At 65.9% G+C, this 25,222-nt stretch carries 25 protein-coding genes and 3 tRNA genes; 11 read left to right on the top strand and 17 right to left on the bottom strand.

Annotated features, from left to right (window positions below; genetic code table 11):
* Positions 1 to 4: 4 nt before the first annotated feature.
* Positions 5 to 472, bottom strand: coding sequence for a 30S ribosomal protein S15 (locus C5B90_RS01680; protein WP_115878591.1), 468 nt, complete (start codon positions 470 to 472; stop codon positions 5 to 7).
* Positions 473 to 705: 233 nt separating this feature from the next.
* Between C5B90_RS01680 and C5B90_RS01675 the strand changes: the two genes are divergently transcribed.
* The 4 genes from C5B90_RS01675 to C5B90_RS01660 all read left to right on the top strand — a co-directional run bounded on the left by C5B90_RS01675 (position 706) and on the right by C5B90_RS01660 (position 3,098).
* Positions 706 to 777, top strand: a tRNA-Ala gene (locus C5B90_RS01675).
* Between the two features lie 437 nt (positions 778 to 1,214).
* The gene (locus tag C5B90_RS01670) at positions 1,215 to 2,090 is read left to right on the top strand and encodes an ion transporter (RefSeq protein WP_115878589.1); all 876 of its coding nucleotides are present in this window, start codon (positions 1,215 to 1,217) and stop codon (positions 2,088 to 2,090) included.
* Between the two features lie 170 nt (positions 2,091 to 2,260).
* Entirely contained in the window at positions 2,261 to 2,911 is a 651-nt protein-coding gene (locus tag C5B90_RS01665) for a hypothetical protein (RefSeq protein ID WP_115878587.1), read from the top strand.
* Between the two features lie 115 nt (positions 2,912 to 3,026).
* Positions 3,027 to 3,098: transfer RNA gene (locus C5B90_RS01660), tRNA-Ala, on the top strand.
* Between the two features lie 332 nt (positions 3,099 to 3,430).
* Here C5B90_RS01660 and C5B90_RS01655 read toward each other — a convergent pair.
* Positions 3,431 to 3,643, bottom strand: coding sequence for a hypothetical protein (locus C5B90_RS01655; protein WP_115878585.1), 213 nt, complete (start codon positions 3,641 to 3,643; stop codon positions 3,431 to 3,433).
* A gap of 131 nt (positions 3,644 to 3,774) precedes the next feature.
* On the opposite strand from C5B90_RS01655, the gene C5B90_RS01650 reads away from it, so the two are divergent.
* Together C5B90_RS01650 and C5B90_RS01640 are read left to right on the top strand one after the other, a co-directional pair.
* Positions 3,775 to 4,410, top strand: coding sequence for a VRR-NUC domain-containing protein (locus C5B90_RS01650; RefSeq protein WP_158547207.1), 636 nt, complete (start codon positions 3,775 to 3,777; stop codon positions 4,408 to 4,410).
* A 472-nt stretch (positions 4,411 to 4,882) separates the two neighbouring features.
* Complete coding sequence (locus C5B90_RS01640) at positions 4,883 to 6,394, top strand: hypothetical protein (RefSeq protein WP_115878581.1); 1,512 nt, start codon at positions 4,883 to 4,885, stop codon at positions 6,392 to 6,394.
* Positions 6,395 to 6,439: 45 nt separating this feature from the next.
* On the opposite strand, the gene C5B90_RS01635 is transcribed toward C5B90_RS01640, so the two are convergent.
* From C5B90_RS01635 to C5B90_RS01595, 9 genes are all read right to left on the bottom strand, one after another.
* Entirely contained in the window at positions 6,440 to 7,216 is a 777-nt protein-coding gene (locus C5B90_RS01635; protein ID WP_115878579.1) for a hypothetical protein, read from the bottom strand.
* Positions 7,213 to 7,716: a hypothetical protein gene (locus C5B90_RS01630; protein WP_115878577.1), complete on the bottom strand. Its 504-nt coding sequence runs from the start codon at positions 7,714 to 7,716 to the stop codon at positions 7,213 to 7,215. Before C5B90_RS01630 ends, C5B90_RS01635 begins: the two co-directional genes overlap by 4 nt.
* Positions 7,713 to 8,705 carry a hypothetical protein gene (locus C5B90_RS01625; RefSeq protein WP_115878575.1) on the bottom strand — a complete coding sequence of 331 codons (993 nt, stop codon included), beginning with the start codon at positions 8,703 to 8,705 and terminating at the stop codon, positions 7,713 to 7,715. Before C5B90_RS01625 ends, C5B90_RS01630 begins: the two co-directional genes overlap by 4 nt.
* Positions 8,693 to 9,328, bottom strand: coding sequence for a hypothetical protein (locus tag C5B90_RS01620; RefSeq protein WP_115878573.1), 636 nt, complete (start codon positions 9,326 to 9,328; stop codon positions 8,693 to 8,695). The genes C5B90_RS01625 and C5B90_RS01620 overlap by 13 nt, the downstream gene beginning before the upstream one ends.
* On the bottom strand, positions 9,322 to 9,831 hold the full coding sequence (locus C5B90_RS01615; RefSeq protein ID WP_115878571.1) for a hypothetical protein: 510 nt from the start codon (positions 9,829 to 9,831) through the stop codon (positions 9,322 to 9,324). Before C5B90_RS01615 ends, C5B90_RS01620 begins: the two co-directional genes overlap by 7 nt.
* Positions 9,831 to 11,873, bottom strand: coding sequence for a type II secretion system F family protein (locus C5B90_RS01610; protein WP_115878569.1), 2,043 nt, complete (start codon positions 11,871 to 11,873; stop codon positions 9,831 to 9,833). Before C5B90_RS01610 ends, C5B90_RS01615 begins: the two co-directional genes overlap by 1 nt.
* Positions 11,874 to 15,203 (bottom strand): ATPase, T2SS/T4P/T4SS family, encoded by a 3,330-nt coding sequence (locus C5B90_RS01605; protein WP_115878567.1) that lies wholly within the window; start codon positions 15,201 to 15,203, stop codon positions 11,874 to 11,876.
* Between the two features lie 783 nt (positions 15,204 to 15,986).
* Positions 15,987 to 16,059: transfer RNA gene (locus C5B90_RS01600), tRNA-Arg, on the bottom strand.
* Between the two features lie 78 nt (positions 16,060 to 16,137).
* The gene (locus tag C5B90_RS01595; RefSeq protein WP_115878565.1) at positions 16,138 to 16,416 is read right to left on the bottom strand and encodes a twin-arginine translocase TatA/TatE family subunit; all 279 of its coding nucleotides are present in this window, start codon (positions 16,414 to 16,416) and stop codon (positions 16,138 to 16,140) included.
* A gap of 261 nt (positions 16,417 to 16,677) precedes the next feature.
* On the opposite strand from C5B90_RS01595, the gene C5B90_RS01590 reads away from it, so the two are divergent.
* Both C5B90_RS01590 and C5B90_RS01585 read left to right on the top strand, forming a co-directional pair.
* Positions 16,678 to 17,178 (top strand): redoxin domain-containing protein, encoded by a 501-nt coding sequence (locus C5B90_RS01590; RefSeq protein WP_042666666.1) that lies wholly within the window; start codon positions 16,678 to 16,680, stop codon positions 17,176 to 17,178.
* 81 nt (positions 17,179 to 17,259) lie between these two features.
* Entirely contained in the window at positions 17,260 to 18,072 is an 813-nt protein-coding gene (locus tag C5B90_RS01585; protein ID WP_115878563.1) for an HD domain-containing protein, read from the top strand.
* Between the two features lie 84 nt (positions 18,073 to 18,156).
* Here the strand turns inward: C5B90_RS01585 and C5B90_RS01580 are convergent, their stop codons facing one another.
* The 3 genes from C5B90_RS01580 to C5B90_RS01570 all read right to left on the bottom strand — a co-directional run bounded on the left by C5B90_RS01580 (position 18,157) and on the right by C5B90_RS01570 (position 19,697).
* Complete coding sequence (locus tag C5B90_RS01580) at positions 18,157 to 19,065, bottom strand: mechanosensitive ion channel family protein (protein ID WP_115878561.1); 909 nt, start codon at positions 19,063 to 19,065, stop codon at positions 18,157 to 18,159.
* Positions 19,062 to 19,310, bottom strand: coding sequence for a YhbY family RNA-binding protein (locus tag C5B90_RS01575; RefSeq protein ID WP_004977417.1), 249 nt, complete (start codon positions 19,308 to 19,310; stop codon positions 19,062 to 19,064). The genes C5B90_RS01580 and C5B90_RS01575 overlap by 4 nt, the downstream gene beginning before the upstream one ends.
* A gap of 111 nt (positions 19,311 to 19,421) precedes the next feature.
* The gene (locus C5B90_RS01570) at positions 19,422 to 19,697 is read right to left on the bottom strand and encodes a ribonuclease P protein component 4 (protein WP_115878559.1); all 276 of its coding nucleotides are present in this window, start codon (positions 19,695 to 19,697) and stop codon (positions 19,422 to 19,424) included.
* Positions 19,698 to 19,792: 95 nt separating this feature from the next.
* Here C5B90_RS01570 and C5B90_RS01565 point away from each other — a divergent pair, with 95 nt between their 5' ends.
* Together C5B90_RS01565 and C5B90_RS01560 are read left to right on the top strand one after the other, a co-directional pair.
* Positions 19,793 to 20,854 (top strand): glycosyltransferase family 4 protein, encoded by a 1,062-nt coding sequence (locus C5B90_RS01565; protein WP_115878557.1) that lies wholly within the window; start codon positions 19,793 to 19,795, stop codon positions 20,852 to 20,854.
* A 126-nt stretch (positions 20,855 to 20,980) separates the two neighbouring features.
* Positions 20,981 to 22,087 carry a glycosyltransferase family 4 protein gene (locus tag C5B90_RS01560; protein WP_115878555.1) on the top strand — a complete coding sequence of 369 codons (1,107 nt, stop codon included), beginning with the start codon at positions 20,981 to 20,983 and terminating at the stop codon, positions 22,085 to 22,087.
* 28 nt (positions 22,088 to 22,115) lie between these two features.
* On the opposite strand, the gene C5B90_RS01555 is transcribed toward C5B90_RS01560, so the two are convergent.
* The 3 genes from C5B90_RS01555 to C5B90_RS01545 form a co-directional block, all read right to left on the bottom strand.
* Complete coding sequence (locus tag C5B90_RS01555) at positions 22,116 to 22,547, bottom strand: hypothetical protein (RefSeq protein ID WP_115878553.1); 432 nt, start codon at positions 22,545 to 22,547, stop codon at positions 22,116 to 22,118.
* A gap of 57 nt (positions 22,548 to 22,604) precedes the next feature.
* Positions 22,605 to 23,351, bottom strand: a complete 747-nt coding sequence (locus C5B90_RS01550) for a DUF2797 domain-containing protein (RefSeq protein ID WP_115878551.1) — start codon at positions 23,349 to 23,351, stop codon at positions 22,605 to 22,607.
* A gap of 162 nt (positions 23,352 to 23,513) precedes the next feature.
* On the bottom strand, positions 23,514 to 24,461 hold the full coding sequence (locus C5B90_RS01545; protein WP_115878549.1) for an NAD-dependent epimerase/dehydratase family protein: 948 nt from the start codon (positions 24,459 to 24,461) through the stop codon (positions 23,514 to 23,516).
* 141 nt (positions 24,462 to 24,602) lie between these two features.
* On the opposite strand from C5B90_RS01545, the gene C5B90_RS01540 reads away from it, so the two are divergent.
* A complete protein-coding gene (locus C5B90_RS01540) occupies positions 24,603 to 25,145 on the top strand; it encodes a tRNA (cytidine(56)-2'-O)-methyltransferase (RefSeq protein WP_115878547.1) in 543 nt (180 codons plus the stop codon).
* The last annotated feature ends 77 nt before the right edge of the window (positions 25,146 to 25,222 follow it).

Here is a 25,222-nt window from a genome sequence, read left to right as displayed (position 1 = left end):
TCAGTTATTCTTCGAGGAGTTCGACAGCGACGTCGTAGCTGTAGGTGAAGTCGTCGTCGAGCTTGTCGCCGCGGTAGTACGAGACGAGGCGGCGAATCTTCGATTCCGTGTTCTGCAGGGCGCGACGGTTGGACTTGTCCTGCTGGTTCTCCTCCATGTGCTCGCGGAGGCGGACGGCGCGCTCCATGAGGTTACGGAGGTCCTCGGGGAGGTCGCCTTCGGCGTCGTTCTCCTCGAGGATGGTGGTGACCTTCTTGCCCGTGGCGAGCTTGACGTCGGGGACGGGAACGCCCTTGACGCCTTCGTCGCGCAGGGACAGGCCGATCTGGCTCGGGTCCTTGCCCTGTTCTGCAAGTTCGACGACGCGGGCTTCGATGTCAGCCGCGTCGACGTCGCTCCACTCCGGTGCTTCGTCTGCCACCGGCTTGTCCGAGCTGGACGAGCCACGGCGGCGGGTGTGCATTCGTGCCATTGTTGCGGGTTGGAACCGCACTGACCGCAGAAACGAGTACCCCGCAGTCGTATCACCGACTGCCGGGGCACTACCGCAATCCCAAGCCCAAACTGGGCGAGTCAGATTTGCGGCCGTGCTGGATTCCCATCGGGTTGTCCACGCGCGCCGGGTTAAACCGTTTCGACTCGGCTCCGACTCGACCCGGTCGGAATCGAAGGGCTTCTAAACGGGCGACGGCTATCGGAAGGTGCGGGCTCGTAGATCAGGGGTAGATCACTCCCTTGGCATGGGAGAGGCCCCGGGTTCAAATCCCGGCGAGTCCATTTCTGAACGAAGTGAAGAAATGACGAGACGAGCGCTCGCCGTAGCGAGCGCGTGGATTTGAAGCCCTGGCAGTCGCGCGGAGCGAACATTGTGAGCGAGCACGTCTTCCTCCGGGTTCAAATCCCGGCGAGTCCACTCACTTCCTTTCGGTCACTTCGTTCCCTTCAGTCGTTCGTGGACTCGCCGACGTCCCACTCGCTGCGTCTGCGGGCGACCCACGAGTCGCCCGCATGGCATGCGAGACGGCAGTGCCGTCTCGCTCTGCTCGCGGGACTCCCGACGAGTCCATTTCTGAACGAAGTGAAAAATAGCGAGCCGAGCGCTCACCACCGCGACTCCATCTCTATCGGTCGTTGGGTGAATCTAGTCGCTTACTCGTGTGACTCCGAATCGTGTCGCCAGCGACGCTATACGTTTCTCTGTTGTTACGTTCCGTATGAGCAGTTCGACGAAGCGGCGCGTGTGGCAGTTGGTGAATCCCGAGGAGACCGGGCGCTCGGGACAGCGCCTCGAATCCGCGGCGCTCCTCCTCGCTTCGCTGAACGTCGTCGCCGTCGTGTTTCAGAGTAGCGATGCGCTCTACAGCAGGTACGCGCTGTTGTTCGACGGGTTCGCCGTCCTCTCTGTGTCGCTCTTCACGCTCCTTTTCGTCCTCCGGCTGTGGGCCTCGGCGATTAGAACCGAGTACCGCGGGTCGTCGGGCCGACTCCGGTTCGTGGCCCGCCCGTTCGTCCTCCTCGATTTCGTCGTCATCGCCGTCTTTTGGATTAGTTTCGTCTCCGCTCCGCAGAGTCTCGGTGGCGTCCGCGTGCTCTGGTTCGCCCGCATATTCGACTTTCCCCGGTTTCGGCGCTCGCGCACACGGTTCAAACGGGTTATCGCCAGCCAGCGCGAGGACCTCGCCATCGCCTTCAGCGGGGCCGCGATGCTCGTTCTCGTCTCGTCGACGCTGATGTACTTCGCCGAGCGAAGTGCCCAACCCGAGGCGTTCGGGTCGATTCTGGACGCGCTCTGGTGGGGCATCGTCACGCTCACGACGGTGGGATACGGCGACGTGGTTCCGGTGACCCCGCTCGGGCGGATACTCGGCGCGATTACGACGTTCGGCGGAATCGCTTTCTTCGCGCTCCCGTCGAGCATCCTGGCGGCGGGGTTCTTCGCCGAACGCGAACGCGAAAACCAGACCGAGACGGAATCAACGGATGAGGCGGCGGAGTCGGCGGAGCCGACGCAAACGATGGCTGGCCCGGTGCAGTATCGATGCCCTCACTGCGGGGGGACGCTCGACTCTCCGGGGAGCGAATATCGTTGACGCGGACGTATCGGCCTGCTCAGCTCGTGCATCGCATCTGTTTGGGTTCGCCGGGGCTTTGGCGAACTTCGGTGCAATCACGCATTATTTCACTTGTTGCGTGAAATTCTCCCATAAAGTCCTATATTCAGACAAATGGTTATCTCGTTTGTTGGCGTATTTTCACTTCTATGCCGATTCGAACTGACGGCCACCGAACGAGTCGCGCGGTCCTCGTCGCGGTCGTTCTCGCACTCGTCGTGGTGACTGCCGGATGCGTCGGAAACGGAGAGGGCCCTGGCGGGGAGTCGAACACGACGACACAGGAGCAGGTGACCGAACCACCAACTGACGACCCGACGGCGACTGAAGAACCGACAGACGCCCCGACGGACGAACCGACTGCGACCGAAGCGCCGACTGAAGCGCCGTCCGAGACGGAAACGCCCGGCGGCGGTGAGGGTAATGATTCCGGCGGAGACGAGTCGAACGGCCAGACGTTGCTCCTCTTGGGCGCCCTCGCTGTCTTCGCGGTCGGTTTCGTCGCGGCAGGTATCCTCAGAGGGCGCAACAAGTCCTCGTCATCGGAAGCCTCGTCCACCGCCCCGACTGCGGCCACGGCGGACTCCCGTTCCGACGCCGAGCGCGTCGTCTCGCTTCTCCACAAGAACAACGGGCGGATGTTCGAAGACGTGCTGGAAGAGGAACTCGACTGGTCACCGGCACACGCCCGTCGCGTCGTCGATGGCTTGGTCGCCACGGGCGATGTCGAGCGCAGGGTGACCGATGGCGGGACGTTGGTCGTCTTTGCCGACCCGGACCGACCGGCTGACGTGGAGTGAGTTCGCCGCCGAATCGAGACGGTGGTGCCGACCGCCTCCCACGCGACACCCCCACAGCCGTCGAACGATTCGAAGCCCTTATTTATTCGACCGGGGAATGAACGATTGCGTTTGAGGGCTCGTAGATCAGGGGTAGATCACTCCCTTGGCATGGGAGAGGCCCCGGGTTCAAATCCCGGCGAGTCCATCAACTTCTGTCGATACCACCGGCGAGCGAAGCGAGCCGCGTGTATCGACTGTATCGATGTCTGTTCGAGACGGGATTTGAGCAGCGAGCAAATCTCTGATTTGCGAGTGAGTTCAAATCCCGTGAACTCCGTTCACGACCTTCGCACACCTCCGGTTTGCTCAGTCCCGGCGAGTCCACTCGCTTCGTCTGCGGGCGACCCGCGAGTCGCCCGCATGGCATGCGAGACGGCAATGCCGTCTCGCTCTGCTCGCGGGACTCCCGGCGAGTCCGGCAATCGTACTTGAGCTACTGGTGGATGCCGACGCGACACACCAGCGTCTCTCAGCGACTCACGCCTCGTCCTCGAACACGCTCATGTCCTTCGCCGCGAGGTCGGTCACGTGCTTGACGATTTCCGGGTCGACCTGCGCGATGTCGTCGCCGTCGTGGACCTGGTTGTTGTGTCGCTCGATGGCATCTGCAACCTCGGAAAGTGAAACGCGCGTGGTCGTGTCGCAGGCCTCGCACACGACCGGGACTTCGGGAGCGTCGTCATCAGTCATACCCTGTCGTTCCGTCAGCGACGGAAAAAACGGGTCGGTTCGTCGTTCGAAGCGCAGGAGCGTACGACGAGTCCCGACCGGGGCGCCTGTTCCGATAAACCGATATGGGGCTACGGCGACAGCGATACACGATGCGATACGGCTCTGGCGAGTACGAATTGGTTTTCAGACGGCTACCCGAAACCAACACAATAGCGGGTCGAACCTACTTAGAGCTGGATTGGGCGAAAGACACGGCGTCGTATCCGGGGTCGTTCGAATCGCCGGAGCCCTACGAGTATTGTTACGAGGGCGACGCAGTCAACGCCGAGGACTTGGTTTCGACTTACCTCACCGAGTGTCTCGGCGGCCTCGTCATCAATATCGACAGCACGCGGAGTTATCCCGTCCTCGACGGCGAACAGTTTGTAGAATCGGCGTGGGAGACCGATAACTTGGACGAACACGCTCGGTTCTCGCAGGTCAGATTCGCGGACGCGATTGAACGCGGCCTCCGCGAGATCGCCGGACCGATGCGGACCGATGTGTCTGAAACGGTTCTCACTGAAATATTCGACCGAACCGAACCCATCGAGCGCTTGCGTGAGGCGCTCGGGTTCTCCGGCGCGCCGGACCTCGTTGGTATCGACCAACAGCTGTTCGGCGGCCCGGTTCTCGTGGAAGTCAAGGCACACACCGACCAGTTTCAGGACACCCAAGAGCATTGGATGGGGACGTTCCGAAACCTGTTCACGGATGTTTACGTCTGTGAAGTTCGGCCCGCGTAGGCAAGGTACACCACGACGGACTGCGATCTGCGTCCGCACCCCACAGCCGTCGAGCGACTCAAAGCCCTTATTTATTCGACCGAGGTGCGACTGATTTCGTTTGAGGGCTCGAAGGTCAGGGGGAGATCACTCTTGGCATGAGAGCGGAATTCACCTTCGCCCGCTCGTGGACGACCTCCAAGATGTTCGACCCCTCGTCGTACTCGCGGCCGCAGTTCTGACACGTGTAGTCGTCGCGGCGAAATATCCGCTCGCGGTCGATACTCCGCCGCGTCCGTCTCGTTCACCCGGTCGTCGTCTCGGCGTCCTCCGACATCGGTCACTCGTCTGTCTGTCTCGCAACCGGTGAAGTTCGTTTTCCTTGACACGGGGGCGGTCGATGCGACCCCGGCCGGCTCCGACCGACAATTCTGCTTACCAGACTGTCAGGTACCCCGCGACGTTTTGACCCCGCATCTCCTTCAGTCAGGTAATGAGCGGTCGCCCCCGAGTCCCACTACTCTACCGCGTCGTCAGAGACCGGACGGCGCAGACCTCGCCGATTGCGGTGGTCCTCCTGTTGGCGATTACGGTCGCGGGAACGACCGCCGTGGTCGCCCTCGGCGGCGTCGCCCTCGACGAGACGAAACAGGAGTCCCAACTGACGCGCGCCGAGCACTCGATGACGCTGTTCGACTCGCGGGTCGCCATCTCCGCGCTCGGCGCGGGCGAGACGCAGTTCGTCGACCTCGGCGGGACCGGCGGCGGCACCTACGTCGTCGACGACGACACCGGGTGGCTACGCGTCACGCACAAGAACTACACCGACGCCGGCGACGACCAAGAACTCTACAACGAGTCGCTCGGGAGCGTCGAGTACCGCGACGGCGACGCTCGAATCGCCTACGAGGGCGGCGGCGTCTGGCGCACGCAGGACGGCGGCACGACCATGGTCTCACCGCCGGAGTTCCATTACCGCGGCGCGACGCTGACGCTCCCGGTCGTCCGAGTCGCCGGTGACGGGTCGGCCTCGGGTGACGTGTCCGCGCGGGTCTCGGCGACCGAGCAAGCCCGGCGCGTCTACCCCAACGAGACCGCGAGCTACGACACGATACCGGCCAGCTTCGACAACCCGGTCAGCAACGGGACGGTCGTCGTGACGGTCCACAGCGACCACTACCGGGGCTGGGCGGCGTTCTTCGAGTCGCGGAGCGAAGGCACAGTAGCCGTCGACGACGCCAACCGGACCGCGAGCGTGGAACTGGAGACGGTCGGCCTCGTCGGCGAGTTCCAGATGCCGAACGAGGGCACGTCGGTCGACGTGCGCGGGATGGCCGCGAACCACAACGTCTCGACGTTCACGCTCACGCTCTCGAACGACCAGCACCTCCAGAACATGGAGTGGGGGATGTACTACGACGGCGACCAGAAGGACCTCGAACTCCACGTACAGGCGGACGGCAAGTGCAAGAGCGGCAGTTACGACGGCACGTTCGACCTGACGCTGTACTACGCCACCGAGGACGGCAAGTACCACGGCTGGCAGGCGACCGACCTCGACCCGGACACGAGCGACGCGGTGAGCATCGACTGCACGGTCAGCACCCCCGAACTCACCGTCGACTTCACCAGTTCGGAGATGATGACCTACGGCGACATCCAGTCTGACAAGGGCTTCGGCAACCAGAACAAGTGGCACTTCGCCCCCGAAATCAAAGACGGCGAGGCCTACGACAGCGTCACCTTCGACGAACACGACGCGGACAGCGGCCAGACGTTCTCGAAGGCCGACGGCGACACCGCCCAGATGGACTTCGTCATCAACCACTACTTCTCGCTGGCCGCGCCGCAGTTCGAACTGACCGTCACGGACGGGCCGGGTAACAGCCAGAGCGTCGACGAGTCCGGGTCGCGCGGGGAACTCGACTACGACCAGGCCGAGGGTGGCCAGTTCATCACCTTCCTGCACGTCACGGAAAACGAGGTCGAAGTCGAAGTCAGATAAGCGGTACGTCCCTCGTCCCCTCCCGACACATCCCGACCGACACTCTCAGTCCGCGAACGTCATATCGACCGACGTCGAGACGACGTAGACGCGCTCGGCCCCGTTCACGTAACACGAGACGCTCGGGTAGCTGTCCGGCGTCGCGGCCGGTTCGACCGGGTCGCAGGTCACGTCGGGGCGGCTCGATAGCTCCTCGCGCCAGAGCGCCGCCCGCGGGGAGCGCACGGTCAGGTTCACGTCGTACTGCCCGTCGGTCCGCGCGGCCAGCACGTCGCTTGCAGCCTTGTCGGCGCGAATGAGGAACGTCCCCGACCCGCCGACCGAGGTCGTCGCCTCCTCGTCGGGTCGCGTCACGAACGCCGGGATCAACACCCGCTCTTGGGAGAGGACGAACGACGGTCGCCGGACGAACGTCCCGCTGTCTCCGCGGGTCCTGAGAAGCGCGTCGAACACGTAGACGACTCGCTCGTCGCTGGAATCGGCCGCGTAGACGACCGGCGAGACCTCGTAGGTGTTGGTGAAGTTGACCGACGGGTCCGACGTCAACTCCCCGGAGACGACGAACTCGACGGGCCGGTCGAGCGTCAGGCTGGCGTCCTGCAGTTTCACCTCTGTGGCCCGACTCGGCGCGCCGCGGTCGGCGATGTCCTCCATGTTGTCGCCGAGGATGTCCAGCGCGCGCTCGGCGTTGTTGACGCGCTCCACGTCGCGGGCGTCTTGGAGGCCAGTCATCCCGACTGCGGAGACGAGACCGACCATCGAGAGCACGATGGCGAAGACGAACACGAACCCGAGCGTGTCGCTCACCGCGCGGTCGCTCACGACGCCACCTCCAGCGTCTCCGAAGCCGGGTCGTACGTGATGGTCACGTCGCCGCCGCCGACCCGACTCGCGGCCAGCGAGGTCTCGGTCGAAACGGGGACGCGGACCGTCACCTCGGGGTCGGTCGAGGTCAAGACGAGTTCGTTCGGCGACCCCGACACCACCTTGATGGAGTAGGTCGTGCCGGCGACTCTGGGCGGCAGTCGAATCGTCGCCTCGACGCGCGACTCGCCGGGCGCGGCTCCGACCCTGTCGGCCGATTCGAGGCTCGACGCGAGCCGGTTTCCGATCACGTCGAGTTCCGTCTCCGTGACCCGTTCGCGCTCGTCGGAGACGAAGCCGCCGGCGGCGACCAACAGCCCCGAGATGAGGACGACCGTGATGGAGAGCGTGAGGACGTAACCGAGCGCCGTCGAGACGCCGCGGTCAGTCGAGCCGAACCGGCGACTCCCGCGTCGAGTGCGGTCTCCGGGAGCGCCTGGCCTTCTCGGTGGCGTCACGCAATCTCACCCGGTGCGACCCGAAGCTCTCGGTAGACGTACGTCTCGCCCGACTCATAGACGTACGAGACGGTAACGGCGTAGAGCGCCTCTTGTGCGACCGGCGACGACCCGCTTCCGGCGGGCGCGTACCTCGCCGCGTCGAACACCGTCGCGTTCGTCTCGTTCACGTACAGTTCGTAGGTCCCCTCAGCCTGCACGGCGTTCCGGTACGACACCGCGACCGTGCCGTCGAGGTCGGTGTGGACCGCGTCGAGCGGGTCGCAGGTGGTCCCGTTGAGTCGGCCTTCGGCGATGTCGACGGTGACGGAGTGACCTGCGTCGGCCGCCACGCTACAGGTCGTCCGGGTCCCGCCGGCGTCCTCGACGGTCACGAAGACCTGCGTCGCATCCCGGTAGATTTCGGTCTCGACGGTGCCGGCCCCGTCGTCGACGACGAGTTCGAACGCCGACCCGCTGCTCGTCGCGAGCGAGTCGCGCGAGACGTTGAACCGGACGCCGCGGACGCCAACGCCGCTGGCGAGCGTCCAGTCTGACGACTCGCTGCGGTCCGAGAAGTTCCGCGCCGCGTCAGTTTGGGAGATTCGGGTACCCTCGACGTGGTCGACGCGCGAGGCGTTCGTCACGGCTCCCCTGACCGCCGCGAGCGTCGCGGCCGCGTCGCTCCAGTTGCCGAACGTCTCGTCGAACGAGCCGGTGAGTTCGCCGTACGTTCCGCCCCCGCGGTTGGTCTCGTCGAGGAGGACTCCCGCACCGGCTTCGACCGTTCGGCCGTGGCTCACGGCCCCGTCAAGGCTCGTATCGGTCGTCCGCGTGGCGAGGTTCTCCGTGTAAATCGCGGTGTTGAGCGTCAGCGCGAGCCCGACGAGGAGGACTGCGATTGCGAGCGCGGCGACGAGCATCAGTTGGCCGCGGTCGTCGCCGGTGAAGCGCGCGGCTCCCGTGGCCTCGTCGCTCGGGCCGTCAAACGCGTCGGTTACATCCGCCATACGACCACCTCCACGTCGACGACGCCGTAGAGCGGCCCCGCGCTCCCGTCTTGGATGAAATACGTCTCGTCGCTCGCGGCGGCGACCGATTCGAGCGTCTTGGTCGTCTCGACTGCCCGAGGCTCGCCGCCCGGCGACGTTCCCGGCTCGGTCAGCGTATCGTCGTCCGCGAGCGTCACGAGTCGCGTCCGCGAGACGGCGTGGTCGCTCGGCTCGCCCATGAACACGAGGCGGGTCGTCCGGCGGACCTCCCGGTCGCGCAGGTAGTGCAGGTAGACGTTGAACGCGATGCCGCGGTCCAAGAAGGACTCGTCGAGCATCGCCCCGAAGGCGGTCGGCGGGCCGCCGTCGACGTAGTAGCCGCGCGCGTCGATGTCGTAGAAGCTCCCGTTTTCGGGGTGCGTGAACAGGAGCGTCCGCTTCAGCGCGCCGGTCTCGGCGGCCGCCGTCAGGACGCCGTCGGCGACAGCGGCCTGCTGGTTCTCGATGTGTTGGCTCGATGTGCTCGCGGTCAGGGGCGTCACCGCGGTCACCTGCAGCGCGAACGTGACGCTGGCGAGGAGCACCATCGCGGCGACGATGGCTTCGAGCGCGTGGGCCTGTGCGCGAGACACGGTCACCACACCCTCACAGATAGCTCGTGGAGGTCGCCGTCGAGGAGGATGGCCCGCCGAGCGGCGACGACGCTCCGGGTTGTCGGAACCGGCTCGCCGGTCGTCTCGACGACGGTCCCACCCCGCGAGAGCGTGACGTTGAGGCCGTAGGACGCGTCGATGCCGGTCGCGGCGTTAGGGTCGGCGCTCCCGTAGTCGCAGTCGCCGGGCGGTGGGTCCCCGTCGAAGAACGCCTGGGTGCAGGCCGCATCGAGCACGTCCGGATTCTCGTCGTCGACGAGCAGGCGCTGGGTGAGCGAGTCGGCGGCGCGGTTGGCGACGAGTGGGCGGTCCTGTTCGGCCTCGAAGGGGTCGAGAATCTGCGGGATAGTGCCGACGACCCACGCGACCGCAAGGAGGAAGATGCCGACGCCGACGGCGAAGTCGATGGTCGTCTGGGCGCGGGCGCTCCGGCCGCTCGTCTCGCGTCGGTCGTCACTGCGTCGGTCGTCCGGCGGGCCGCGTCGCCGCATCAGCCGACCACCATCCACACCGCGAGCGAGAGTGTCTGGAGGATGACGACGAACTTGACCCCCGAAAGGAGGTCTGCGTTGCGGATGTAGCCGCTGATGAACCCCGAGAGCATCGCCTGGATGGTGACGCCGTGGAAGAACAGAAGCGACAGCAGGTCGGGGTCGATGCCGCCGCCGAAACTCGGGCCGCCGGTCGTCGCGCCGCCGGACCCCGACGCCTGCGAGGAGAGGCCGGCCATCACGTCGAGGAACTGCGTCTTCAGGATGGCCATCACCGCCAGCAGCGTCACGTAGGTCATGAGGATGATGGCGACCTGCATCCGGGTCCGCGAGATGCGCTCGCGCTCGATGTCGTCTTGGTTCTCGGAGGCCTGCGCGGCCGTCGTCAGCACCTCGGTTATCTGGCTCGACGCCTCCTGGGCCTTCGTGATGAGCTTGACCGTCCGAGCGAGCCGCGGGATGTGGTACTTGTTGTTGAACTCGACGAGCGCCTCTCTGAGGCTCATGCCGTAGTGGACCTTCGCGTACATCACCTCGAACTCGTCGGCGAGTTTCCCCGAGGAGGTGTCGGAGACGGTCTTGATGGATTCGAGGAGCGTCTGACCGGTGTCGTTCGCGCTCGACAGCTTCCGGAGGTTGTCGGAGAGCTTCCCCGTGATGGCCGACCGCGAGTGGACGTTCCACTCGTGAAAGACGGTCAGCGGCACCGCGATGAGGTAGACCGGCACGTAGAACCAGATGAACGTCCCCCAGACGGGGTTAGCCACCATCCCGTCCCACGTCGTCGGGGCGGCCCCACCGACGACGGAGACGGCGAGGAGTGAGAGCGCCGCGGGCACCGTCAGCGCGAGGGTGAAAAGCGGATGCCGCTTGAAGAACAGATGCGGGCGGCGCAGGAGTTCTTTCGTCTTGAACGTCCCCTCGCGGGATTTGATGCGCGAAAAGAGGCTGAATTCGCCGACGTAGCTCTCGACGAGCCCCATGTGGATGAGCCCCTCGCGCTGTTGGCCCTGCAGGCGGTCGCTTTCGTCTTCGGGGCTGAGGAAGCCGTCGCCGATTTCGTCCTGCTTGACCGTCGAGACGAGGACGAGGAAGCCGACGCCGGTCAGCGGGATGAGCCCGTAGACAGTCGCGTACAACAGCCTCGACTGGGCCTCACCGAGCATGCTCATGATGACGAGGATGATGATGAGAAGCAGCGGAAACAGCGACAGCGTCATGTACATCTCGCCGAACAGCTCCATCGTCTCCAGCGTCTGTTCCTGCTGTTGTTTCGCGGTCCGGAGGTGTTTGTCCTTCTTGTCGTCGAGGAAGCCCTGCATGTCACCGCCGGAGTTGACGATAGAGAGCATGTCCGTCAGGAACTGTGAGAGGTCGTCCGAGGGGGTCAAAATCGCCTGCTGACGGATGGCGTTGCGGTAGTCGGTGCCGAAGTACTCCGTCTCTTGGACGATGCTCTGGAACTCCCGAGAGACCTCGCCGTAGGTGTCTTCGGCGCGCGCCATCGCCTCCAGAATCTCCAGTTGGTTCAGCCCGCCCACAGACAGGGCGTACATGAACGAGATGGAGTCCGACAGGAGCATGTTTATCTCGCGCTTGCGGGCGGACGCCGTCGAGTACGGAATCGCGACGAGCGTCCCGAACCCGCCAGCGAAGCCGAGCGACCCGAAGACGAGCCCCGAGAGAACGACGGCCGCGGGCATCGCGAGCGACCGGAGCGTGGCCGCCGTGGCCTCGCTCCCGACCGGAATCCCGAGGCTCACCGAGTCAGCCGAGACGAGGCCGAGCGCGAAGACGCCGTAGCCGACGACCATCCCGACGAGCCACAGCGCGAGGCCGACGAGCACGCCGACGGCGAGCGCCCGCGAGAGATAGAGTTCGACGGTGTCGGGCATCCGCGCCTGCTGCAGCTTTTCTTCGATGTCGGCGACGAACTCGCCGTCCTCGTCGAAGATGAGCTGAAACAGCGGGTAGAAGGCGTCGCCGAGGGTGTCGGTGCTGCGGTCGAGACCGCCAGAGGTCTTCGAATCGAGGTTGCTCATCTACTCGCCCTCTCCGGAGTCGGCCCCGCGAGCGCCCGCATCGTCGTCCTCGTCGTCCTCGTGCGGGTCGTCGGCCTCGGCAGCCTCGAACCCGCCCCACGTCTCGTCGGTTGTGCCGTCGGAGTCGGCGTCGTTGGCTTCACCGTCGTCGGTTCCGGCCGCGTCAGTTTCGCCACCGTAGATTCCGGTCTCGTCGCGTCCGTCTCGGCCCGCCCTGCCGTCCGACTTTGTCTCCGTCTCGTCGTCGATACCGAACGCGCCGAAGAAGTCGTCGAGGTCCGGGTCGTCGCCGTTGGGGTCGGGGAAGGTGGGCGCGTCGTCGAAGCCGAACGGTCCGTCGGGGTCACCGAAGCCGGTCGGCTCGTCGCCCTCGCGGTCCACGTCCGCCTCGTCGCGCCCGGCCTCCAGCGCCGGCGTCTCGCCCTCGCCGCCGAGCGACGACGGGCCATCGTCGCCCGCGATTTCGGGGGTCTCGTCGCCCGCGTCCAGTTCGTCGCGGTCCGTTCCCTCGTCGAGTTCGGGGTCTTGGGTCGACGCGTCGAGCGAGTCGAGTTCGCCCCGCTCGCCGGGCGTCGCCTCCACGTCGGGTTCGTCGCGCATGTGGTTGAGCGCCTCCGCGACCTCGCCCGCGTCGCGGTCGCGGTAGTCGGGGAACAGTTCGTCTTCGGCCCGGCGGAGGATTTCCTTCGCCAGCTTTCGGACGTGTTCCGGCGGGTCGGGCCGTGGGACCATCGCCTCGCTCTCGGGGTCGATGTTGATGTGGACCGACTCCATCTCCCGGAGGTCTTCGAGGCTCCGTTCGAGGTCGTCGGTCGCCATCAGCCCGAGGATGGTGTCCTGGTCGTTGATGAACGCCTGGAACGTCGCGGCGACCTGCGTGTAGGTGTTGAGCCCGCGGTCGATGAGGTACGCGAGGATGACCTGTCGCTTGAAAATCTCCAGTTCGAGCGTCTCCTGATTCCAGCCGCGGTCGAACTTGATCTCTTCGAGCGTGTTCGACGAGCCCATCTGGAGGAACTCGTCGGTCTCGGCCTGCCACTGGTAGACGTCTTGAACGTTTATCTCGTCGTTCTCGGGGTCGTAGTGGTTGATTTCGGTGAGCGACTTGTTCCGGCGCACCTTATTGCCGCCGACCCGCGTCGAGGTCTGGATGGACACGAGGTCGAGGGCGGTGAACATCGTCTTCGAGACGTTGATGGGCGCGGTCGTAAACCGCTTGAGCACCTCGCCGACCGAGTCCGCGTGGAACGTCGTGTAGGTGGTGTGACCCGTGGACATGACCTGAAACAGCGTCCGGCCCTCCTCGCCGCGAATCTCGCCCATGACGATGTAGTCGGGGCGCTGGCGGAGCGCGGCTTCGAGCAGGTCGAACTCGTCCACGTCGCCCTTGTCGTCGTCCGCGAACGACGGCCGGGTGACGGAGGCAATCCAGTTTCGCTGGGGCAGTTCGACCTCGCGGGTGTCCTCGATGGAGACGATTTTCGTGTTCGACGGGATGAAAAGCGAGACGGCGTTGAGCGAGGTGGTCTTCCCCGAAGCGGTGCCGCCCGCGAAGATGAGGCTCTTGTCGTTCTCGATGCAGAGCCAGAGGAACGCCATCTCCTCGAGCGAGAACGTCGACCAGTTGATGAGGTCGATGGGTGTGAAGGGGACGTCCTTGAACTGGCGAATGGTGTAGTTCGTCCCGTGGTCCGACACCTCGCGGCCGAGCGTGAGTTGCGCGCGCGAGCCGTCGGGGAGCGTCGCGTCCACCTGCGGGCGTCGCTTCGAGATGCCCTTCCCGGAGCGCTGGGCGAGTTTCACGACGAAGTCGTCGAGTTCGCCCTCGCCGTGGTAGACGTTCGAGATGATCTGCTCGTAGTCGGAGTGGTAGACGAACACCGGCGAGTTGTAGCCGTCGCAGGAGATGTCCTCCACGTTGATGTCGTGTTTGATGCCGTCGATGCGCTCGTAGCCGATGAAGTCGCGGCGGAGGTAGTACTGGAGCTTCCGCACCTGGTAATCGTTCAGGTCGTCGGCATCGTCGGCGAGGACCGCGGGTTCGGGTCGGGCGGCGATGCCGTCGATACCGCCGAGTGGTTCGTCATCGTCGGCGTCGCGTGAGCGACCGCCGAAGACCGAACCGAGCCCGAGCCGGGACCCGACGCCGCCGAGTCCGCCGAAGCGACTGGCGGTCGAAGTGGCCGTCGAAGCGTCGGCCGACGAGCCGTTTCCGCCGCCGAAAAGGCCGCCCAGTCCGAGTCGAGACGCGAGGCCCGAAGACTCCGTCGCCGCCGCGTCGGCGGTCGTGTCGTCGTCGCTTCCGTCCGCCGCGGACGCCGATTTCGGGGGGTCGTAGAGGTCGTACCGCGAGAGCAGTTCGTACGTCTCGGCCTCGATGACCCGTCCGCGGTTGTCGCGGCCGCCCTCGACGACGCTGTCGTCGCCGTACTTGATGGCGGTCCGAAGCTTGTTCGTGAGGAACTCCGTCAGGGCGTCTTCGATGCGGTTCAGGTGCGGTTCGACCACGTAGTACTTCTTCTCGTTTTCCTTGACGGAGTGGAAGATGATGACGAACGCGTAGGGCTTGTTCACCCAGTACCGTTCGACCTCGCGGAAGTGCGTCTTCTTCTCCATCGGGACGGCCTTTTCGAGGTCGTAGCGGTTCGCCAGCGTGGTCGTGCCGTCGACGCTGGAGAAGAACGCGTCCTCGTCGAACTCGGGGTCCACGTCGACCGTGCGCTCTTCGACCACCGCGTCGAGTTCCTCGGCGCGCTGGCCGGCCCGCGCGAGCGCGTTCTCGATGTAGTCGGGGTCGAACCCGAGCGCCTCCTCACCGTCGAAGCGGACGATTTCGCCCTCGGAATCCCGCGGGCGGGAACCGTCGTCCTCGTAGTAGTACTCGCGCTTGTAGTGTTCCCACAGCCAGACGTCTTTGACGACGGGCGTCGTCTTGGGGTCGCAGAAGGCTTCGAACTGCTCGTTGATGTCCGTCGCGTGCGCGCCGCGCTTACCGATGAACTCCGTCACGTCGACCGGGTGACAGTCGAGGTACTCCTCGGGGTCGAGGTCGACGCGGTCCCAGTCGGTCCGGGTCGGCGTCGAGGCCGCCCGCTCGTCGTCTTCCTCCCACCGGGACGTGCCGGGCGCGTCGCGTCGCGTCCGCGGGTCGGTCCCGTAGAGCGCTTCGACGTCGCCGTCGCTTCCGTACTCGTCGAGAAAGTCTGCCCACGTGTACGACCCGACGCGCGCGTTCGACGCCTGCTCCGGAGCGGTGTCGCTCTCCTCGGGTGGCGTTACATCACCCGTTAACGCCTTTCGCTCCCCTCCGTCGGCGTCGTCGGTTGCCATTGTCACCGGGTATCCGGGCCGATGGAAAAGTCTTTTTCTCAGCTAATTCACAGTTTAAGTCCTCTTTAAGTTCTATTTTTATACCATTTTATCAGGGAACGTCGTGGCGGCGCATCCAGACCGCCGGCTTAATTGGGGCTTTATCGCGGCGTGAACCGGGGCGAATCGAGGGACGCCCGTAGGGTAGTGGTTTTCTGATATGTCTCGCAGCACGGGAGATGGGCCATCGCCGTTGGGCCGGGATTTCACCGTCGTGGAGACGTAAAAGCGGTGAGACAGAGGCGTTTGCGAGGAGGTTGGAATCCGAGGATTCGAACCAGAGCAAGACGGTCGTCTCGCTCCGCTCGTCACGATAACGGGCGTGGCGGGAGTCCCGCGAGCGGAGCGAGTGGGACTCAGGAACGGTCGCTGAGCGAACGAAGTGAGCGAAGCGGGCGTGACGGGATTCGAACCGTGCCGAGACTCGCTTCGCTCGTCTCGTCGGGTTGCGAATCCCGCACGGTGCGTTATCGGACTCACTCCGCTCATCACGATAGGGCGTGGCGGGAGTCCCGCGAGCGGAGCGAGTGGGACTCAGGAACGGCCGCTGAGCGAACGAAGTGAGCGAAGCGGGCGTGATGGGATTCGAACCTCGGTCGCAACTCTGCGAGTTGCTCCCTGATTCGAATCCCTGTGCCGTTTTCACGGCTCACTTCGTTCGCCGGAAAACGGGCGTGGCGGGAGTCCCGCGAGCGGAGCGAGTGGGACTCAGGAACGGCCGCTGAGCGAACGAAGTGAGCGAAGCGGGCGTGACGGGATTCGAACCCGCGATCGAGAGGTTAGGAACCTCTCGCCCTGTCCACTAGGCCACACGCCCTACGGCGCAGTCTCTCAGGACTGGTCAAAAATCGCGTGGTTCGCCCTGCGCGGGCAGAAGAGAGAGAGTGAGCTGCGGTTAGTTCGACGACTTGGTCGAAGTGGATTCGGTTTCGACCGACTCGGCCGAACTCTCCGTAGTGGCGTCGTCTTCGTCTTCGTCGTCGCCCTTCATATCCTGCAGTTCGTCCTCGATTTCCTCGCGGCCGCGCTGGAATTCGCCGATGGCCTGCCCGGAGGACCGAGCGAGCTTCGGAATCTTGTTCGCGCCGAACAGCAGGACGACGATGAGCAGAACGACGAGCAGCTCGGGCCCGCCCGGGAGTCCCGGGAACAGTGGGGTGATGGTCTCGAACATCGCTATTTCTGCGTTACCTAGTGGCAATTATAGGCTTTTTGCCTTCTGCGGGTTCTGGAAAGACGGAATATCGGCGTGCCGGAACGCCCGCATCGGCCGAATCGACGCGTTTGGGCGCGTAACTCCTACGAAAAGCTTGTGGCCGGGTTGCCGGACGCGCTCGGTTGCCCGAGGCGTCGGGGACGCCCCCGGTCCACCGTCAACGACCCCTGAATTTCCGAGGACGGTGAAATAATGTGTGCGGAGTCAAATGCCACCCGTATGGTATCAGTCGGCGACGCAGCCCCGGATTTCACCGCACCGCTTACCGACATCGACGGCGACATCGAGTCGTTCACGCTCTCCGAGAACCTCGATGACGCGCCTATCGTCCTCGCGTTCTTCCCCGCGGCCTTCACCGGCACGTGCACCACCGAGATGTGCACCTTCCGCGACCAGATGGCCAACTTCGAGGACGTCGGCGCGACGGTGTACGGTATCAGCATCGACACGCCGTTCACGCTGACGGAGTTCGCCGAGCAGAACGGCCTCAACTTCGGGCTCATCAGCGACACGAACCGCGAGCTCATCGACGCCTACGACGTGGCGATGGACTTCGCGGACCTCGGCGTCAACCGCGTGGCGAAGCGCGCTGTGTTCGTCGTGGACCGAGACGGCGAGGTCACCTACGCGTGGGTCAGCGACGACCCCGGCGTCGAACCCGACTACGAGGCCGTCGAGGCCGCCGCTTCGAAGCTCGAAGAACCGACCGAGGCCGCGTAGGCTCGCCCCGTCACGCGACGCGTTAGCGCACCTTATTCGGAGCCCAAGTTCTTTTCTCTCCGTGCGACCACCTTGCGGGTCATGAGCGATACCGAAGACACCCTGAACGGCGGCCGCGTCTACGACCCCGAGGCGGACCACGCCTTCCCCGACGAGAAGCTCAACGAGGTGCTCCCCGCGCTCCTCGAAGACGAGGAGGTGACGACGCTCCTCGAAGCGCAGAACGTGAACGCGGTGACGCGCAAGGGCTACAACGACCACGGCCCGAAGCACATCGAAATCGTTCTGAACCGCGCGCTCCGGCTGTACGACCTGCTCAAGGCCGGCGGCTGCGAGTTCAACGGCGCGGCCGAACAGGGGCTCGACGAGGCCGACGAGGCGGTCATCATCGCCCTCGCGGCGCAACTGCACGACATCGGCCACATCGTCCACCGCGACAACCACGCCTACTACTCGATTCCGCTCGCGTCGGACGTGCTCGACCGCTTCCTCCCCGAGTTCTACGACCTCGCCGACACGGTCCGCATCAAGGCGGAGGTGCTCCACGCCATCCTCTGTCACCACCGCGAGGAGGACCCGCTCACGCTCGAAGCCGGCGTCATCCGCGTCGCCGACGCGCTCGACATGGAGCGCGGCCGGTCGCGCATCCCCTACGAGAAGGGCGGCCGCGGCATCAACACGCTCTCCAGCCGCGCTATCAACAACGTCGTCCTGAAGCCCGGCGACGAGTCGGCGGTCCTCGTCGAAATCGAGATGGTGAACGCCGCGGGCGTCTACCAGGTCGACAACCTCCTGAAGGCGAAGCTGGATGGCTCCGGCCTCGAAGACCACGTCCGCATCGTCGCGGTCAACACGAAGTCCGACGACAGGCTCGTCGAGCGCATCGAACTCTAAGCGGCGCGTCGGGAGTCGAAAAAGTTCGGGTTGTCCGCACGGGCGACCGCCGCGGGTGGGTCCCGCGGTCGGCGCTGTTCTTTCTCAGTCGTTGGACTGCGCGAGGCGCTCCGCGCCGCCGACCGAGAGTTCGCCGCTGAGGGTGCGGTTCGGGTAGGGGATGTCGATGCCCTCCTCGTCGAACCGCTCTTTGACGGCGGTGACGTACTCCCCGCGGGTCTTCACGAAGTCGGCGCGGCTGGGCTGGGAGATCCAGATGCGCGACTTGAGCGTGACCGACGAGTCGCCGAGTTCGGTCAGTCTGACCGACGGCTCGGGCGTCGTCATGATACCCTCGTGGTTCTCCGCCTCGTCGAGGATGATGTCGGTCGCCTGCTGGATGTCGTCGTCGTAGCCGATGCCGAACGGCACCTGCAGGCGGAGTTTGTCCTTCGCGACGGGGTTCTTGATGACGCCGTCTGTGAGCTGCGAGTTCGGCACGGTGAGCAGTTCGTTGTCGAAGGTGCGAACCCGCGTCACGCGGAAGGAGATGTCCTCGACGACGCCGGAGTTGCCGTCCCATTCAATCCAGTCGTTGATGCGGAACGGCTTGTCGGTGAAGATGAAGATGCCGGCGACGAAGTTGGCGATAACGTCCTGCATCGCGAAGCCGATGGCGAGCGTCGCGGCCGCGCCGATGGTGGCGAGCGACTGCAGGATGTTGCCGAGGCCGGCGAACGCGAACCCAGCGCCGAGGGCGACGAACGCCACGACGAGGGTCGCGATTTTCATCAGGGGCTTTTTCGCGTGTTCGTCCGCGCCGCGTCGGTCGAGGACGCGGTTGAGCGCGGACGACACGACCGCCTTGCCGACGATGTAGACGACGGCGAAGCCGAGAACGAGGCCCAGAAGTGTCCCGAGCGTCTCGGCGTACGGGACGTTCTGCTGGGTGAGAATCCGGCCGACAGCACCGCCATCACCCTGCAGTTGGAGCGGGAGTGCGAGCGCGTTCATCGGTGGTAGACCGCTGTCTTCCCCCGTGTCTCTATCAGCTCGGCGTTCACCCGGTCTGCGAGGTCGGCGGCCGCCTCGTCAACCGTCGTGCCGCCGAGCGCCGCCCGGAGGAACTTCGCTTTCACGAGGTTCCGGTCGGCCAGCTGGTCGTTGAGTTCGCCGACCACCGCTTCGATTCCGCTCTTGCCCACCCAGACGGTCACGTCGACGTCGTGGGCCTCCTTTCGCAGCTCCTGCGTGTTCATGTGTAGCCTCCACTATGTGCCGGAGGGCTTCAATAGTAAGGCTTTGGCGGCCGTTTGGTTGTCGTACACACGCGAGAAGGGGCCGATTCTGCCGAAATCGCCGTCGGGCGGTCAGTAGGGATAGCGCTTCGTCGCCCCGCAGTCGCATCTGACCACGACGTGGCCGCCGGCGCGGGTCCGGACGCGGGCGTTGACGCCGGGGAGGAGGTAGGCGTCGCAGTCGTCGCAGGTAAACCGGCGAAACGCCTTCGGGAGGCCGCAGCGGTTCCGCTCTGCGACCCGTCGGGCGAGGCGGACGTACTCTCGGGCGCGCTCGTGGTCGCGGTCGCTCGCCGCCTCGCGGGCGAGGTCGTGGAGTCGGTCGATGCGCTCCTCCGCGATGTTCATACACGTTCGGGCGAGCGGCCCGGACAAAGACGTTCCGAACCGCGACGCGGAGCCGAAGCCGGTACTGTGATACTCCACCCGGAAAAACGGCGACTGTGCGCGTCCTGAACTATCTCGAGTTCGCCTCGCAACTCGACCGTAGCGGTATCGGCACCGCCACCGACCAGCAGCGGGCGGCCCTCGCCACGACCGACGTGGAGGTCGTCACCTCCCCGTGGCCCGAGTCGGTCGCCGCGGGTGCCGCGAGCCTCCTGCGGGGCGACGGGGTCGTCCGCGACTACGACGTGGCCCACTGCAACCTCATCGGCCCCGGCTCGCTCGCCGTGGCTAAACACGCCAAACGGAACGACATCCCGCTCGTGCTCCACTCGCACGTCACCCGCGAGGACTTCGCCGAGAGCTTCCGCGGGTCGACCGCGGTCGCCCCCGTCCTCGGGAAGTACCTCAAGTGGTTCTACTCGCAGGCCGACGTGGTGCTCTGTCCCTCCGAGTACACGAAGCGAACCCTCGAATCCTACCCGGTCGACGCGCCGATTCGCCCCGTCTCGAACGGCGTCGACACCGCCGCACTCGACGGGTTCGAGGACCTCCGCGACGAGTACCGAGCCGAGTACAACCTCGACGGCATGACCGTCTTCACCGTCGGCAACGTCTTCGAGCGCAAGGGGCTCACGACGTTCTGCACGCTCGCACAGGAGACCGACTACGACTTCGCGTGGTTCGGCCCCTACGACACCGGTCCGCACGCCTCGAAGAAGGTGCGGTACTGGGTCGAAAACGCCCCGGAGAACGTCACGTTCACCGGCTGGATAGACGACATCCGCGGCGCGTTCGGCGCGGGCGACGTCTACCTCTTCGCGACGAAAAACGAGAATCAGGGCATCGCCGTCCTCGAAGCGATGGCCTGCGGGAAGGCGGTCGTCCTCCGCGACATCCCGGTGTTCGAGGAGTTCTACACCCACGGCCACGACTGCCTGAAGTGTTCGACCGACGCGGAGTTCCGCCGGGCGCTCGACCTCCTCGCCCGCGACCCCGACCTCCGGCGGCGACTCGGCGAGAACGCCCGCGAGACGGCCGCCGAACACAGCCTCGACCGCGTCGGCGACAGGCTCGTCGAGACGTACGAAGACGCGCTGTCCGGTCAACTCGAAGGCTGAGTGACCGACACCCGGCTGATGACTCTCGACGGCCGACCTCTAGGAGACGGCCGATTGGTTCGGTAACACACGACAGTCCAGCGGGAAGTCACAACGGTTTATCCCGTCGGGGTCGCACGAACGGCCATGCAGTCGGTCGCCGCGTTCACCGACACGTACCTACCGACCGTCAACGGCGTCACCTACACGATTCAGACGTGGCGCGAGCGGTGGCACCGCCGCGGCGGCCGCATGGACGTGGTGTTCCCGGCGGACGACGACTACGACCCCGAACCGGGCGAGTACGGCGTTCGAAGCCTCCCCTTCCCGTTCTACGAGGGGATTCGAATCGGCGCGCCGCGGATTCCGGGGGCCGTCGGCGATGTCGACGTCGTCCACGCTCACACCCCGTTCGGTCTCGGGCTGGCCGGCCTCCGACTCGCCCGCCGGCGCGACCTCCCGCTCGTGGCGACCTACCACACCCCAACCGGCGAGTACGCCGAGTACCTCAGCTCCGTCGGCGCTATCGAGCGCGGCGTCGAGCGCACCGCCGAGCGGTACGAGCGGTGGTTCTTCGACCGCGCCGACGCGGTCATCGTCCCGAGCGAGGACGCCGAGCGCCGCCTCGTCGACGAGGTCGGCGTCGAGGCCGAAATCGTCGTCCTCTCGAACGGCATCGACGTAGAGCGGTTCGAGCCGGTCGCGGGCGACGACTTCCGCCGCCGCTACGACCTCGGCGACGGGGACCTCATCGGCTACACGGGCCGGCACGGCTACGAGAAACGCCTCGACGAACTCGTCCGGGCCGCGGCCGACCTCGACGCGACGCTCGTCTTCGGCGGCGACGGTCCCGCCCGCGACGAGCTGTCAGCCCTCGCCGACGACCTCGGCGTGGACGCTCGCTTCCTCGGCTTCCTCGACCGCGAGGAACTGCCGGCGTTCTACTCCGCGCTCGACGTGTTCTGTTTCCCGAGCCCCGTCGAGACGCAGGGGCTCGTCGCGCTGGAGGCCAACGCCTGCGGGACGCCCGTCGTCGGCGTCAACGAGGGCGCGCTTGAGAACACCGTCCTCGACGGCGTGACCGGCTACCACTACGAATCCGGCGACTTAGACGGGTTCCGCCGCGGGATTCGGCGCGCGCTGGCGGAACGCGAGGAACTCAGCGCGCGCTGTCTCGACCGCCGCGACGAGGTGAGCGTCGACCGCTCCGTCGACCGGCTCGCGGCGCTCTACGACCGGTTGGCGTCGGAATAAAAACAGCGAGACCGACTGCGAAACCGCGTTAGTCGCGACCTTCGAGCGCGTCGGCGATGCGGCGCAGTTCGCGGTTGACGTCGCGGACCTCGTCGCGGAGCTGTCGGACCTCGCGGACGAGCTGTTCGTCGCTGCCGCTTCCCTGCTCGGGGTCGCGCGGGCCGCCGCCCATACCGCCGGGACCGCCACCCATGCCGCCGCCGCCACCCATACCGCCGGGGCCGCCGCCGCCCATCATGCCGCTCATCATCTGCGCGAAGGGGTTGCCGCCGCCGCCACCCATGCCGCCGGGGCCGCCGCCGCCCATCATCTCTTCGGGGTCGGGGCGTTCGCCTTCCTCGCGCTCTTTCTCGCGGCGCTGTCGAATCTCTTCGACCCGCTCGCGGAACGACTTCTCTTCTTCGCCGTCGTCGCCCTCGTCGGGCGTCTGCGTCTCGTCTGCGGGTTCGTCGTCAGCCATGGGAGCGAATTGGCCGTCCTCCCGGAAAGTGCTGACGGTCTCTGAGAATAGTGACCTTCAGCCGAACGCGCCGAGGCTCGACTGGAGGTCGCGGTCCGTCCCGCCGTCTTCGAGTTCGTGGCCGACGAGGTCGCGCATGTCGACCGCGTAGGTCGTCCCGCGGTGGTCGAGGACGAGCACGCGCCCCTTCACGCCGCGGACGGTCCCCGTGGCGACGGTCTCGGCGACCGGCGAGCCGTCGAGGTCGAGGCCGTAGTCGAACGCGAACGTCTCGATGGAGTCGAACTCGGAGACGAGGGCGTCCCACGCCGCGGCGTCGACCGACCGGCCGAACCCCTCGATTTTGGTCGGGACGCGGATGCGGTCGGGAATTTCGGTCGCCAGTTCGGCCTCGTACTCGCGGGCGACGCGGCCGTCGGAGAACGTCCGAACGTGGGCCGCGCGGTCCGCGCCCTGCTCGCGCAGACGGGTGTCGAGCCGCCACTCGCGAGTGACGCCGACTTTGAACGTGTCGGGGGCGAACGCGGCGAGGTAGACCGCGTGGTCCTCGTAGCAGTCCATCTCGTCTTTCAGGCACGTCCCGGTACACTTCGCGCAGACCCACGTGTGGCGGTGGTCAGCGCAGTACGGCGCGCGGTCGTTGTCGCAGGCGACGTGGCGGTCGTCGTGGATGGTGCCCGCGCAGTGGCGCTCGCCGAGGCGGTAGTCCAGTTCGGTGCCGGGGTCGAGCGCGACCGAGTCGATGCCGCCGCTCGCGCTCACGAACAGCGCGGGGGTTCCGGTATCGTAGCCGACGACCTGCACGCTTCAGGGTAGGGAGTCGCGGTAGAAAGGTGGCTCGCTCCGGGGTCGGACTGCGGGGTCTGTCGGGCGTCGCCCCGGGTGTCGGTGTTGGTCTGGGCTGTTGGTCGCGGTTGTCGGCCGCGGTTGTTAGTCGCGGTTGCCGGCCGCAGTTATCGGCAGCCGTTATTCGTACTCGGCGCGAAGCTCTTCGGCGAGTTCCTCGGCGGCGCGGCGGACGGCCTCGTCGCTCGACCCATCGGGCTCCCAGCCGAGCGCGGAGAGCTTCTCGATGGAGAGGCGCATCTTCGGCACGTCGCCGGTCCAGCCGCGGTCGCCGCCGGTGTACTCGAACTCGGGGTCGAGGTCCAGCACGTCGGCGACGATGTTGGCGATGGTCGTCACGGAGGTCGTCGTCCGCGTACCGAGGTTGTAGACGTTGTAGTCGCGCTCGGCGTTCTCGACGATGTGGCACATCGCGTCGATGCAGTCCTCGACGTGGAGGTAGGACTTCTCCTGTCGGCCGTCGCCGAGGATTTCGAGCGTCTCGGGGTCTTCGAGGAGCTTCTCGATGAAATCCGGGATGACGTTGCCGCGCTGGTTCGGGCCGACGATGTTGGCGAAGCGGTACATGTAGACCGTAACGTCGTACGAGTGGGCGAACGTCGACAGGAGACCCTCGTCGGCGAGTTTGGAGGAGCCGTAGATGCTGATGGGTTCGAGCGGCGCGTAGTCCTCGGGCGTCGGCCGCGGGGCCTCGCCGTAAATCGTCGACGAGGAGGTAAAGGAGATGTTCGACACGCCGACCTCCTGCATCCGTTCGAGGATGTTGTAGGTCATCTCGGTGTTCTCCTCGAACAGCTGACGGGGGTTGCCGTAGTTCGTGTCCGTGTAGGCCGCGAAGTGGAAGACGATGTCGAGGTCCTCGGTGACGGCCTCGGCGACGTCGTCCGGGTCGGTCATGTCGGCCTGTACGAACTCGACGCCGTCGGGGACCTGCTCACGGTCTCCCTTCGAAAGGTCGTCCGCGACGACGACGTGGTTGTCCTCGGAGAGGCGCGCGGCGAGGTGAGAGCCGACGAGTCCCGCGCCCCCGGTCACGAGGACGCGCTTGTCGGAGAGTTCCAGCGACATGGGTCAGATGATTCGACCGAGTGATAAGTCCGTTTCCCCTCCGGGCCGCGGTCAGGCGTCGGTGACGTCCGCCACCCCATCCCCGGCGACCGCCGCCGGCGTTCCGAAAGCACCACTTTCCCCCGCCGTCTTCGGAGAGACATGCACAACGAACCCGAGGTCGCCGTCCTCCGGTACGGACACCGGCCGGGGCGCGACGACCGGATGACGACGCACGTCGGCCTGACGGCCCGCGCGCTCGGCGCTGACCGGGTCATTCTCCCGGACAACGCCGGCCACTCGATGGAGACCGTCGAGGACATCACGGGCCGGTTCGGCGGCCCCTTCGAGGTCGAACTCACCGAGGCGCTCAACGGCGTCATCCGCAACTGGGAGGGCAAGGTCGTCCACCTCACGATGTACGGCGAGCGCGTTCAGGACGTGGAGGACGACATCCGCGAGGCGCACGCCGAGGAACCGCTTCTCGTCGTCGTCGGCGGGGAGAAGGTCCCCTTCGAGGTGTACGAGGGGGCGGACTGGAACGTCGGCGTCACGAACCAGCCGCACTCGGAGGTCGCCGGCCTCGCGGTGTTCCTCGACCGCCTGTTCGACGGGCGCGAACTCGACCGCGAGTGGGAGGACGCCGAAAACCGGGTCGTCCCGATGGCGACGGGCAAGAAAGTCGTGCCGGCCGACGAGGAGTAATCGGACGCGTCGGCGCGCCCGCCAGCGGTTCTCCGCTGCCCGGGAGTAATAAGACTTAATGGCGTTCCTGACGCCAT

The sequence above is a fragment of the Haloferax sp. Atlit-12N genome (assembly GCF_003383095.1).
In the GTDB taxonomy this organism is placed as follows: domain Archaea; phylum Halobacteriota; class Halobacteria; order Halobacteriales; family Haloferacaceae; genus Haloferax.
This window is presented reverse-complemented; position numbering and strand designations above follow the sequence as displayed.